We start from the raw sequence: 12,725 nt of genomic DNA, 5'->3' as shown, positions 1-12,725 counted from the left end.
GTAAAAGTTCGACGTTGACGTGTCATAGTAGCACGCTCCCTTTTTTTAATAGTCTAAGTTTACAACCCCTTATTTTATCTGTCCAACTTAGTGTACCCTATCCAATGGCCCGATTGTTGAACATAAGTTAGATAACACTATTCAACTAAACTGCCCCGTTAGTTGAATAACTACTCATCTATTCCCTCACTTTTCGTTTTTGCAACAAGGTAATATTCATCAGAAACTTCTTCGCACTATCTCAACAAAGTTTAACGCCGAACTTAGGCATACACTCTGCCTTCGATGAATATCTTAATGGGAAATTATTTTTTAATAATTGGGGGTGATACACTTGGGATACTTTGTAACTGTCGAAACAGGCGTCAACGTATTTATAGAGGACATCAATCCGATGGGAAATAAAACGATACTTTTTATTCATGGATGGCCGCTAAACCATAACCAGTTCGAATATCAGTTCAACTTCCTTCCAACGCTTGGATATCGTTGTATCGGAATGGACTGGAGGGGATATGGCAAATCGGATAAACCTATTAGCGGGTACAGTTTCGATAGATTAGCAGATGATGTACGCATGGTCATCGAGACGTTACAGTTAAGAAACATAACACTGGCAGGACACTCTACAGGAGGCGCGATCTCGATTCGTTATATGGCTCGTTACAAAGGGTATGGGGTATCTAAACTCGTCCTGATCGACGCTGCCTCTCCATCTAGCGTTCCAAAAGAATTTACAAATAAAATCATCGAAGATACAAATATCCGATTGGTTCGTTTTAATGGGATTACAAGCGGCGAATTGGGCGACTTCCGCCATTATGGTCACACTTAGAGATGAAAATGTTTACAACGATCTCGGTCAAATCGATGTACCCACATTAGTTATTCACGGAATTCATGATAAAATCGTTCCGTTTACCCAAGCTGAGGAAACAAATAAGCTGATCAAAAATTCGAAGCTAGTTCCGTTCCAACACAGCGGCCATTGCGCTTTTTTAGAGGAGCGCGATAGATTCAACCAATTATTATCTTCTTTTGCATAACGACTGGGGATAGCAACACCGTCGCCAATTAAGGAAGCGTACCCAAAGCAAAGATTGGTGCTGTTAAATTCGAATTAAAAGCTGTTTATCGTCAATTTAAAACAACAACTGGCACTTCATGTGCTGTATTCCGTTATGCAACAATAACAGGTTACTATGAAAAATACGTGAACAAATTTACGCAATAAACAAAAGCTCCCTTTAATTAGGAAGCTTTTTCTACTAAATTAGAAAGGAAAGAGTATTATCAGAAATACTTTTAAATGTAAAAGGAGCAATGTCTTAAAAGACTTTGCTCCCACTTGACTAAAACCCCCGTTATTTGAATAAATCCCCTCTATAATAACCGTTCCCAATTAGGGTCTTTTTCATTAGGTTTTATTCCAAACTCAATAAAAAATATTGAATATAATTAGTTTTTTTCTAATACGACATTTGGATAAATGGGGTCTTTCAATTCAAATTCATACGTAATTCCGTCTACTATTCCTACTACCTTTTCACTATCATAAAGGTCGAGCATAAATCCTGCCACTTCTTTAGCAGTATGATACTTTGGTAAAATTTCGGCTAATTCAACATTTTCTTGGAGATCATAAGAACGTTTTGTAAATTCGGTTTCAGTTGAAGCTGGAGCTAATACTTTTGCTTGCATGTTTGCACCTTGAGCTTTTAGTTCATGTGAAAGCCCTTCTGTAAACGCACTTACATAAAACTTAGTTGAGCAGTAGGTAACAGCATCTGCAACAATTCTATATCCTCCACCTGATGAAACATTGATTAATTGAGTTCCTTCAATATTAGAGTAATCTCGTACGAAAAGTGATGACAAAATTGTTAGAGCTTCGATATTTAAATGTAACATTGTCTCGATTTTATTTAAATTTTGGTCTCCAACAGATGCGAAATTTCCAAATCCTGCATTGTTTATCCAAGTCTCAATTTGATAATTTTTAAGTCCTTCATAAAGCTCATATACATTTTTACTAACTGATAAATCAGTTGTTCGAATAATAACGTCTAAATCAGAATTAATCTTTGCTATTTCTGATTTTAATCTCTCAAGCTCATTAGTTCTGCGAGCAACTAGGACTAAGTTTTTCCCACGTAATGCAAAAGCTAAAGCAGTTTCATAACCAATACCTGAACTTGCACCTGTAATAACTGTATATTTCACTTATATTCCTCCTAAATGATACTCTTTGCTTGTGTTGTACAAATTTATTATAATTTGTACAGTTGTAATTATATTCCTTAGAGTAAACTCTAAGTCAAATCCTTTTTTGACCCTTAGTATTTCTATAAAAAGAGGAGGTAAATAAATATGTACACTATCGGTGAAATAGCTCAAATATTAGGGGTTAGTACACACACGTTACGATATTATGAAAAAGAGAGTATCATTCTCCCCGATCGAAATGAAAATGGAGAAAGAAGGTATACTGATTATCATCTAAAATGGTTAACCTTTATTCTTAAATTAAAAGAAACTCAAATGCCCATAACACAAATTAAAGAATATACCAGTTTATTTAAAAAAGGGGAACAAACTACTGAAGCAAGGTTAAAACTTTTAGAAGATCATAAAAGTTCTATTGAAGTCCAAATAAACACATTACAAGAAACATATAAAATGCTTGAGAAAAAAATATCAGCATATAGAGAATCTATTCGAAATAGAAAATAATTTCCATGATAACAAAATATATTTTAGTAAAATAGAGGTTGTTGTCATGGGATATGACTGAAGCCCTAAGAGTTGAGCCACCTTCAACGAAAAGTTCAATACCGTACAAGGCTACTATTAGAAGATGCAAGCGATACAGCTGCTAGCAATCTCAACGGGTTATTTCTTATTCAACAAATCTGCACCATTAGGATTCAATAAGAAAAAAAGAGTTGCATATGCAACTCAATGATCTTCAAGTAAAGCACCCGTTTGTTGAAGATCATTGCTGAGCATTGATTAAAAAAAACACCTTTTCAATAAAGTCTTTTTGTATAACTTTCCCGAAGCCTTTCAGCAATTATATCAACACTGGAGTTTGGAATCTTAGCGTGTTCAAATAAAATTTTAGCAGCAGATGGTAATGTTTCTTTATTAGCCCAAGAGGACGGTTCCCATAATTTTGACCTCTTAAAAGCTTTTGCACAATGTATGAAACATTCCTCTACTTCCACTCCAATACCTACAATAGGTTTTTGTCCTTTAACAGCCATCTTTTCAAGTAGTTCATCATCTTTTACCAAACAAGCCTTACCGTTAACTCTGAGTGTTTCCCCTAATCCCGGAATAAAAAATAAAAGACCCACTTTCGGATTTAGTAAAATATTACGCATAGAATCTATTCTTTTGTTTCCTGGTCTTTCTGGAATAATTAAATGCTTATTATCTAGTACACGAACAAAACCAGGCATATCCCCTCTTGGTGAAACATCACAGAAACCTAAATTATCAGTAGTTGAAATCACTAAAAAAGGTGACTTAGAAATAAAATCATAACAATGATGGTCTAAATCTGTAATCACCTTTCTTATTACTAATTCACTCGGAAATCCAATAATTGAACGTAATTCTTCTTCGGTTTCAATAGTATTTTTAAATTTTTTATTTTGTTCCAAATAGACTTCGCTCCTTCGATTTACGACTAACATATGAACTGACAATACCATTCTTCTTTAATTAAATGGCCCTTAAAAGCAAAAAGGAAGCAATTCTTATTCCGTGAAAGCACCCGTTAGTTAAACAAGAAGGAAAATGTTCTAATAAAAGTGAATGAAAAATTCTTAATTCTGGCTTTTTTCTTTCTTTTCCCAAGTGTTCCAAAGAATATATACAATAGCCAACAAAATTGAAAAGGTTACAAACATAAAATAAGTATTAATATTAAAATTTTGGTTGTTCATGTGAATATCCAATCCCGAAGTAATGCTTTGAATATCTTGGGCATTTGCAACACCTTCTCTATTGATTAACGCAATTTTTATGACTTCACGATATTCATTCAATTCATTTTTTTGATAAAAAATGGAGACAGTTAAGTGAACGAGTATGCCAAATATGCTGATGATAAAAACAGTGGTGCTAATCGAACTCATACGAAAAATATGAACCCATAATATCACCATAAAGATGAGTAGTGGAATTAAAATCCAAATTATCAATAAAGCCGGATTACCATTTCCTGACATATCCCCTGGAGTTGGAGTCACTTGGTTAACTATTAGGAAGATTCCTAATGCTAAAATATGAACAACGAATAGCTTAACCTTTGCAAATTTCACTGTACAAACCCCCTCTTCTTACTTCACTAACTATCACACAGTCATTAAAAAACAAAGGACATTATAGCTAATAAAATCCTTCATCTTTATTTTTTTTGTTCCATAATATTTCTAACAAACAATTGCTTATTTTTATGAGCAATTGTACTTACTATCGCAAGTAATAGCCCCGAAATAATGAATACAATTCTAATTCCTAACAAATCTGCTAATAGTCCCATAACAAGAGAGCCAACGCCAAAAATTCCAGTTCCGATAGCGCCTAATGAGGTATAAACAGTTGACAACTGTTCTTTTGACACACTAGTTTGTATTACCGTTTGTTGAGGGATTTTTTTAATTTGTCCAAAAAGCCCTACACAGAGAGATAAAAGTAAGGAAATGATTGGAATGCTGTTTAGGCTAAATAATATTGTGAATAGGAAACTTGCGAATGAACCGACAAAAATAAAGGTTCCTATTTTCTTTTCAACAAAAGAAGAAAATTTAATACAATAAGCACTTCCTAAAATCAGACCTAAAAAGTTAGCTCCATTGATAAATCCCCACCATTTTTCATCAACGTTCAAAGCATCGTTGACAAACACATATAAAATAGCAGCTATCCAAACCGTTGCTGCAATTGTTTCCAAAAATTCTATCCAAGCAATCCTTCTTAATACCGGAGTGTTAGATAAAGTTTTCCAACCCTCTTTAATCTTTTCTAGTTTCCCTTTTAACTCGGTTGTTTCATAGATTACACTTTCTAAAAGGCAAAGTAATATGCTTGCAATTACAAATAAACATCCAACTAACCAAATAAGTTGTTGAGAACTCATAATAATTAGCAATGAACTTCCTACGAACCACATACCTGCTTGTATGACCTGCGTAATAGTTTCTGAAATTCCATTAGCTTGGATTAGATGTTCAGGTTTAACATAGAATGGAGTCAATGTCTGTCGTATTGGATCTGCACATCCGTCAAAAAAAGCAATCAATCCTATTATTAAAAAGATAAAATAATAATTAGCTGCTGTTAAACCAATTAACATAAACCCTAGAATAAAGAGTAAAATTGTCTTTACAATTTGTGACCCAGCAAGTAACCATTTAAGATTGAATTTCTCAACCAAAAGAGGTGTCAGCAGACTGGATATAAACATAGAAGAAGCAATTGTAAATGGAACAAACGATGCTGCAATTGCAGAACCTGTTAATACAAAAATTGTACTTATAACGCTGACTATATATAATACATCGCCTATATTAGCGAGTGACTGACCCAATAGTAATAAAGAAAAATTTCTATTCAATTTCATTATAATTCCCCCAATATTTCATTCGAATTTTGGCTTAATAGGGGAATATTAGATTGGACTATTCATTAAAATTTGACTCCTATCATATATCGGACAAATCTGGGGGACGTAGATTTATCACAAGTTTTGTATCATCCATAAATATTTAAATGAATTATAGCATTGTTTTTCAATATATTACATTAATATCCATATATTATTTTCTTTACGATCCCTTTATTTTTATTCAGTATTTCTAATAATAAAAGAATCCTTCTTCCGCTAAACTCCCTCTATAAACATTGAAGTATCAACGGTTTTCATCACTTCGTGATGAAGAAAAAATATTTTTCCACTTGATTTATAAACAGTATTTTTAATTTATAGTTATAATTTACAATCTGAGTGTACGCTTCGCTAAAACTAATGGAAATCATTAGCTTTTTAATCCACTATGTGATGCACAATGGATCTCTGCAATACTTATGACGACGTACCCTCCCATGTCTCTTAGCGTCATTTGCGCTTACATTCCTTCGTTCGGTCTATTCATAAGGCAGAGGCCTGCTATGCTGCCCCAGAGACTCATAGTCTGAGTTTAGTTATTTTGCTGGCTTCTCCGTGTCATCCTTCTTTTTATAGTTCGATGAAAGAATTAATTAAGCTGCCTCTGCGAGACAGTAGAGGTCATTCATCATATGTTGCTCGTTAAAAAAGACTTTCTTTTTGCATATGCCATGTAATACCTTCAGTAATTTACCACAGAGTATCACCATTGACTGCTTTCCCCTTAAGGGATTTTGGATTGCAAGAAAGGTCGGATGAAATAGTATAATTAAGCGTTATTTAACTTATTTCGTAAGAGGTGCTTAGTATGTTTAAAAAGAAAATATTGATTGGACATTCAGAAGATACTGCCCAGGCAATTATTGAACACAGAGAAAAAGGGAACGTTCAATCAGAAGATACCGTCCAGGCAATGATCGAACACTTAGAGACAAGTAACATTCCGTTTGAAGATACTGTCCAGACAATTCTCGAATACTTAGAGAAAAGTAATGTCCCATTGGAAGTAGATATCGAAGCCTTTTTAAAGCCGTCGTCTGAAGTATATGAGCTTTTTTATACGGTCAAAGTTCAAAAAAAATATGCAAAACAAGCGGAAGCCTTTGTTACGCAGTATGTGTCGCAAGAAGATCTGATGCATCGGTATAAAGTGGCGAATAAGAAAAGTAGAAAATTAGAGAGAAAGGAAAAAGCTCTTTATTTGTTTGTAGCTTTTATATACTTTATAGCGGTAGCTGCCATCGAAATGGGTAAGAGCTTAGGATTGGAGATTGTTCCGTCTATCGGTTGCGCCGTGTTATTGATGGGTGGTATGTTTATGACGATAAAATTTTACAAAGAGATGAAAAAAGAATCGGGTGATTCGAGAGAGACCTATAAATGGTTGATGATTGTCGGTATTGCTTGGATATTTTATGCCGTTGCTTCTTTTATATCTGTATTTCGACTTTTTAGTTGGCTTTCTTTCATTTACTTACTGCTTCTTCCACATATCTCCACATTTTTCTAGTTTGCAGAAGCAACAATCTATACGAAAGCAGCCTTTAATAAAGAAAAAAAGAGCTGCATATGCAACTCAATGATCTTCAAGTAAAGCACCCCCGTTAGTTGAATAAGGAATTTAATTTAATAATCACCATTACTTATTAAATTTATCGTAATCAAATAAAGCAGAGCAGAGGAAAAAGTTTCGTTACCAAATTATAAACAGCTTATATTTTAAAAAAGTACAAAGTTGATTCAGGTTATCTCTTATACAAGAGTGAAATGCATCAAGAAACATATTTATTCGTACAAGCATGCGATTTAAAAGAACGTTTTATCGATAAACTTCATTCAAAGGCATTCTCTACATTTCATCGAGACATGTTCATTACAGAAGATGTGCCTAACAAAATGATTGTACAAATCGAAGCATCGATAAAGTATTATGAAGAAGAAGAAATTTTGCATATTTATGGACAACAGATGTAGCATGATAACGCATACTTCGTTGGTAATCGGGCTACTCTTGAAAAGTTACGAGATCAAATCAATCAGGCACTTCAATACGGAGAGAAAAAAGACGTATTTTCCCCAAATGATAGTGAAGGCTTTGATTTGTACGTAGCATGTGTAGATGATCAATTCAATTAGGAGCAATTAGATGCTCCTTACCATGACTCTGAAATCTTTGAAAAAAGTAAATATCCTATTAAAGCGTTTAACAAATATAAATTTGATAGATAACATAAATAAAACACAAAAATCATATATAAATAATGATTTTTGTGTTCATTTTATTAAAAGTACTTATGTTTATGATACGGTTCTCCACGCTGTCTGTAACAGCATTTTAAAGCCATCCTTTAACGGTGGCCTTGAAACTCAAAATCTATTTTGCTTCATTCTCGAAAATGATGACCATTTTTTTACTTCCTAAGTATTCAACGGAAGTATTTAACTGTTCTGAAACGAAGCGTATAGGAACAAAAGTAGTGTTACCTCTCAAAAGTAATGGAGAGTCAAACATCATCGTTTGCTGGTTTACCCGTACTTGTCTGTTCCCGACTACCCAGCGTATCGTCTTATCGTTTTTTTGAATCGTTACTTCTTTCGTGCTTTGGTTCCAGCTTACGTTCGCCCCCAGCTTCTCGGAGACGAAACGAATCGGTACATAAGTACGATCCATGTATATAAATGGAGCTGCCGTCATACTGTTAGCTCTGTCACCCACATATGCTGTAGTGCTTCCGATTACTAGACGCTGCGTCTTCCTCTGAGACATTCTAACTTCTTCAGGATTACTATTATTAAGATGTATTTTTCGGAATATTTGGAATGATTTAGTACCTTGACTCAAGTCCAGGTTGTTGTTATACAGATCAGCTCCATGGTCGTACTCGAAAGAACTACTAAATGCAATATTTTGTATGGGTTCCAAATCCCAAATCCGATTGTCGTTCAAGTAGAGGGCAACCAGACGTTTCATATTCCTTAACGGTTCCAAATCATAAAGCTGATTCGATGATAAGCCCAGCGATGTCATGTCGACTAATTTCGATAAAGGGGCAAGATCCTTAATGTTATTATTACTTGCATCAAGGCTATTAATGTTAACTAATCCTGCTAACGGTTTAAGATCAGTAATATTGTTGTTGCTAATTGAAAGCGACGTTAGGTTGACCAATTTCGCTAGCGGTTTAAGATCAGTAACATTGTTGCCGACAATTGAAAGCCCCGTTAGGTTGACCAATTTCGCTAGCGGTGTCATATCAGCAATCTTATTACTGCCAACTGACAGTGATGTTAAATTGGTAGATAGCAGCTGCAGTGGCGAAATATCATGAATCTGGTTATTATAAACACCTAATTCTGTCAGCTTCGTTAATTTGCTGAGAGGCTCTATATCATGAATTTGATTATAACCAACATTTAAACTTGTCAGCTTTGTTAATTTGCCGAGAGGCCCTATATCCTCGATTTTATTACTGCTCAAATCCAAACGAGTCATTTCAATGGCACCCGATAGACCATGAATATTCGAAATTTGATTTCCATTAGCTGTAAGATGTTGTAAACGAGGGAGTTGTTTTACTACATCCAAAGATGAGATTTGATTATGAGTAATAGTAAGAGATTCCAGATCCTTCATAGCTGACAAATCTTCAATCGAAGTAATTTGGTTTCCCCTAAGGTTGAGATTTCGGATCTTTGTAAGCCCCTTTAGAGATGAGATATCAGCAATGTCATTATAGGATAAATTTAATTGCGTAATATTTGTGGCGTACTCCAATCCTTGCAAACTTTTAATTTCCTTATCTGATAAATTAACGTCCGTAAGTGTCTCTAAATCTGATTTGGTAACCGATTCTTCGCTAGTTTTTTTCAATAATGATTTAATAGCAGTTTCAAGATTTGGGTCAGCAAAGACCACTTCTTCGCTAATAGCCACCTCCGCATAGATTTGTTTTGAAAAGCTTGTACATAGCGCGATAATAATTAAAAAAACAGTAAAACGTTTCATCTTTCTGACTTCCTCTCCTATGACTTTACTAGGTTGCATTGCTTGGAACTGACGAATTGAAAGTCCATTATGCCATATAGCATGTGACATCTTACAAAATCGTTAGGTTTTCTAATGTCCATTAAATGAATCAGTCCTTTATTATCCTTTTCTTCAGTTTAGCATTATATCCCAATGATTCTCTTCTAAAGGCTATGATTAACTTGAATTCTTCTTGTACTAACCTGCCTCGTTAGTAAAAAAAAAATCGTCCTCACTTGTAGGAGAAACACCACCTTTCCAATATTTCTCCATAGAATACTTTACCTATCAAATCTTAACAATTTATGGCCTTATTTTATATATGTAATTTTTTCCACTCTCAACTAACCTGCCAGTTAGTACAATAAGAAAAAAGAGCTGTCTAAACAGCTCTTTTTTCCTTAAGGAAAGCACCCCGTTAGTTTTAGTGAAAATCTTCACAAATTTTCTTAACTAATGGTTACTGTTCTATTTACTGTTTTATAGGTCTTTCAAAAATCAATTCATAGTATGACCCTACTGCAACTCCTTTAAAAACGTATTAAAGTAAAGGTGCAGGAAGTTCAATAATATTTTTTGGGTGAATTTTACGGAAATTAAGTTGGAAATTTATTACTAATATTTTGTATTATATTTACCACTCTACTACTTGTATTGAGAACACCATGATTAGATACCCTCTCTAATTTTAATTGGTCTTTAAAACAGGCAAGCCAATTTCTATTTCCGTTTGACGTTGGATGACAAAAATCTAAAGTACCTTTTTGAATACTGCCAGCAAAAATACCAGCATCAAAATCACGTACAGAAATCATGCCGTCTAAGTTGTGATATTCTTTTTCCGTAATTTTACCACTTTCGAATAAGTATTGACGTAGTCCATATATTTCTTTTCTTGAACAGTTAGTTACATCTATTATTTTAGCTATTTCTTCGTCGTTACCGTTTGTGACTTTTAAGGAATTTACTACTTCTCTTATTTCTTCTGCTGAAATTATAGGATAAAATTCATACGGTTTTCCATTTGGATCTACTCGCATGTTTGAATTCGTAGTAGATAAATCCTTTTTGGCTAATTCGTTTAGATAAAATTTAAAATTATGATTTAATTGATTACTTTTCTGTTTTACTTTTTTATCAAAAGAGTTTGTTATGTTATAAGAAGAAATTTTCATTTTTTAGTCCGTCCTTTTCTTTGACTATTTGGATTTTTGACGATACCTTATTTTAATATTAACACAAATTTACTTTGTTTGAAATTTAACACAAAATCACCCGCGCTTATTGAACTAACCTGCCCCGTTAGCCATCCATGTAGCGCAAAATCAGCGCTACACCACAGAGAATGAAAATGTGAAAACCGGGTATAGGATACTACGGCTGGGAGAGGAAGGTCGATGAACTATGGTGCCATAGAGCCCATCCGTTAGTCTGACTCCAACGACCACGGTGCATCACAGAATGTCGCTCCCTTACGGGAAGCACTCATGGGAGATTAATCCTACTCTGGTTGTTGCACCAGCCTCCAACACTATTTGCCGTAGAAAGGATGATTACAATGGAAGTAATCATTGAACGCGCATGTGGGATGGACGTTCACAAGGATTCCATTACTGCATGTGTTATGACTCCAAAAGGAAAGGAGATTCAAACGTTTTCCACTAAAACTGTATTTCTATTACAGTTAATCGACTGGATCAAGGAGCATGGTTGTACCCACGTAGCAATGGAGAGTACAGGTGTATTTTGGAAGCCGATCGTTAACTTACTTGAAGCTGAGAATGTTGAATTTTTAGTAGTGAATGCTCAACATATGAAAGCAGTACCAGGTCGCAAGACCGATGTGAAAGACGCAGAATGGATCGCCAAACTACTTCGACACGGACTACTCAAAGCAAGTTTTATTCCGGACCGAAATCAACGAGAACTACGAGAGTTAGTTCGATACCGTCGTAGTATTATTGAAGAGCGTGCTAGACAACATAATCGGATTCAAAAGGTACTAGAAGGAGCAAATATCAAACTTGGCTCCGTTGTATCCGACATTATGGGTGTCTCATCTCGTGACATGCTTCGTGCCATCGCAGATGGAGAGGATGATCCTGAAAAACTAGCGAGCTTTGCTCGAAGAACAATGAAGAAGAAAAAGGATGAGCTTGAACTCGCTCTTCGCGGATATATCAATCCACATCAGCGGCTAATGTTAAAAACCATTCTTACCCATATTGATTTTCTTAGTGAACAGATTGAACTGTTAAATCTGGAGGTAGCTACTAGACTATCTTCTCACCAAGAAGATATAGAACGGTTGGATTCCATTCCTGGCATCGCTACTCGAATGGCTGAGCAAATCTTAGCAGAAGTCGGAACTGACGTGGAGAAGCAATTCCCCAGTGCGGCTCACTTATGTTCCTGGGCAAGACTAGTACCTGGACACAACGAGAGTGCTGGTAAAAGGAAATCAACTAACATGAAAAAAGGAAACAAATACTTGAAATCAGCTTTAATAGAAGCTGCTCATTCTGTCAGAGGATCCAAAACCTACCTGGGTGCGATGTATAGACGAACTGCTTCGCGAAAAGGTAAAAAGCGAGCAGGAATATCCGTTGCCCATGCAATTTTAAGAATCGCCTACTATCTCTTAACACGCAAAGAAATGTACGTAAACTTAGGTGAAGATTACTTTGACAAGCAAAAAGAACAATCTATTGTACGATATTCAGTTCGAAGACTTGAAAACTTAGGGTATAACGTCACAATCGTTGAACCGGATGCCTCCTAATCCAACAAATAATTCTTTCCTAATTTTGACGCTGCAAATTTTAAAAAACAAATGAGCTGCGTCTGCTTTAGTGTTGTCTTTATTCCGAAATTGAAGAGTTTAATTTTCATGGGAGTTTAATAAGAACAGCGACGCTTCTTCCATAATCGCGCCCGTTAATGGAATAACTGTAAGCTAATGAAGCTTTTTTAAAAGCTGCGTTTCCCTGCCCAGGCTCCTTGCATTTTACTGAGGAATAC

General features: G+C 35.0%; 10 protein-coding genes and 1 pseudogene. 5 read left to right on the top strand and 6 right to left on the bottom strand.

The window, feature by feature from the left end; all coding sequences use genetic code 11:
• Positions 1-334 precede the first annotated feature (334 nt).
• Positions 335-1,046: pseudogene (locus ACQKN2_RS24020) on the top strand (alpha/beta fold hydrolase).
• 412 nt (positions 1,047-1,458) lie between these two features.
• On the opposite strand, the gene ACQKN2_RS24015 reads toward ACQKN2_RS24020, so the two are convergent.
• Positions 1,459-2,223 carry an SDR family NAD(P)-dependent oxidoreductase gene (locus ACQKN2_RS24015; RefSeq protein ID WP_427417172.1) on the bottom strand — a complete coding sequence of 255 codons (765 nt, stop codon included), beginning with the start codon at positions 2,221-2,223 and terminating at the stop codon, positions 1,459-1,461.
• A 147-nt stretch (positions 2,224-2,370) separates the two neighbouring features.
• On the opposite strand from ACQKN2_RS24015, the gene ACQKN2_RS24010 reads away from it, so the two are divergent.
• Complete coding sequence (locus ACQKN2_RS24010) at positions 2,371-2,733, top strand: MerR family transcriptional regulator (protein ID WP_427417171.1); 363 nt, start codon at positions 2,371-2,373, stop codon at positions 2,731-2,733.
• Between the two features lie 296 nt (positions 2,734-3,029).
• Here the strand turns inward: ACQKN2_RS24010 and ACQKN2_RS24005 are convergent, their stop codons facing one another.
• The 3 genes from ACQKN2_RS24005 to ACQKN2_RS23995 all read right to left on the bottom strand — a co-directional run bounded on the left by ACQKN2_RS24005 (position 3,030) and on the right by ACQKN2_RS23995 (position 5,632).
• Entirely contained in the window at positions 3,030-3,701 is a 672-nt protein-coding gene (locus ACQKN2_RS24005; protein ID WP_427417173.1) for a pyridoxamine 5'-phosphate oxidase family protein, read from the bottom strand.
• A gap of 132 nt (positions 3,702-3,833) precedes the next feature.
• Complete coding sequence (locus ACQKN2_RS24000; protein ID WP_427417170.1) at positions 3,834-4,331, bottom strand: hypothetical protein; 498 nt, start codon at positions 4,329-4,331, stop codon at positions 3,834-3,836.
• 86 nt (positions 4,332-4,417) lie between these two features.
• Positions 4,418-5,632: an MFS transporter gene (locus tag ACQKN2_RS23995; RefSeq protein ID WP_427417169.1), complete on the bottom strand. Its 1,215-nt coding sequence runs from the start codon at positions 5,630-5,632 to the stop codon at positions 4,418-4,420.
• Between the two features lie 853 nt (positions 5,633-6,485).
• Here ACQKN2_RS23995 and ACQKN2_RS23990 point away from each other — a divergent pair.
• On the top strand, positions 6,486-7,187 hold the full coding sequence (locus tag ACQKN2_RS23990) for a hypothetical protein (RefSeq protein WP_427417168.1): 702 nt from the start codon (positions 6,486-6,488) through the stop codon (positions 7,185-7,187).
• Between the two features lie 257 nt (positions 7,188-7,444).
• Positions 7,445-7,651, top strand: a complete 207-nt coding sequence (locus tag ACQKN2_RS23985; RefSeq protein WP_427417167.1) for a hypothetical protein — start codon at positions 7,445-7,447, stop codon at positions 7,649-7,651.
• Positions 7,652-8,051: 400 nt separating this feature from the next.
• Here ACQKN2_RS23985 and ACQKN2_RS23980 read toward each other — a convergent pair whose 3' ends face one another.
• Both ACQKN2_RS23980 and ACQKN2_RS23975 read right to left on the bottom strand, forming a co-directional pair.
• Entirely contained in the window at positions 8,052-9,683 is a 1,632-nt protein-coding gene (locus ACQKN2_RS23980; protein ID WP_427417166.1) for a leucine-rich repeat protein, read from the bottom strand.
• A gap of 617 nt (positions 9,684-10,300) precedes the next feature.
• The gene (locus ACQKN2_RS23975) at positions 10,301-10,879 is read right to left on the bottom strand and encodes a hypothetical protein (protein ID WP_427417165.1); all 579 of its coding nucleotides are present in this window, start codon (positions 10,877-10,879) and stop codon (positions 10,301-10,303) included.
• Between the two features lie 383 nt (positions 10,880-11,262).
• On the opposite strand from ACQKN2_RS23975, the gene ACQKN2_RS23970 reads away from it, so the two are divergent.
• A complete protein-coding gene (locus tag ACQKN2_RS23970) occupies positions 11,263-12,486 on the top strand; it encodes an IS110 family transposase (RefSeq protein WP_427417164.1) in 1,224 nt (407 codons plus the stop codon).
• Positions 12,487-12,725 lie beyond the last annotated feature (239 nt).

The sequence above is a fragment of the Lysinibacillus sp. NPDC093688 genome (assembly GCF_050280145.1).
GTDB classification, from domain to species: Bacteria; Bacillota; Bacilli; order Bacillales_A; family Planococcaceae; genus Lysinibacillus; species Lysinibacillus xylanilyticus_B.
This window is presented reverse-complemented; position numbering and strand designations above follow the sequence as displayed.

Coding starts and splice junctions, on each gene's coding strand:
- ACQKN2_RS23980 (WP_427417166.1), bottom strand. CDS start 9,683: ATGAAACGTTTTACTGTTTTTTTAATTATTATCGCGCTATGTACAAGC.
- ACQKN2_RS23995 (WP_427417169.1), bottom strand. CDS start 5,632: ATGAAATTGAATAGAAATTTTTCTTTATTACTATTGGGTCAGTCACTC.
- ACQKN2_RS24010 (WP_427417171.1), top strand. CDS start 2,371: ATGTACACTATCGGTGAAATAGCTCAAATATTAGGGGTTAGTACACAC.
- ACQKN2_RS23990 (WP_427417168.1), top strand. CDS start 6,486: ATGTTTAAAAAGAAAATATTGATTGGACATTCAGAAGATACTGCCCAG.
- ACQKN2_RS24005 (WP_427417173.1), bottom strand. CDS start 3,701: ATGTTAGTCGTAAATCGAAGGAGCGAAGTCTATTTGGAACAAAATAAA.
- ACQKN2_RS23970 (WP_427417164.1), top strand. CDS start 11,263: ATGGAAGTAATCATTGAACGCGCATGTGGGATGGACGTTCACAAGGAT.
- ACQKN2_RS23985 (WP_427417167.1), top strand. CDS start 7,445: ATGCATCAAGAAACATATTTATTCGTACAAGCATGCGATTTAAAAGAA.
- ACQKN2_RS23975 (WP_427417165.1), bottom strand. CDS start 10,879: ATGAAAATTTCTTCTTATAACATAACAAACTCTTTTGATAAAAAAGTA.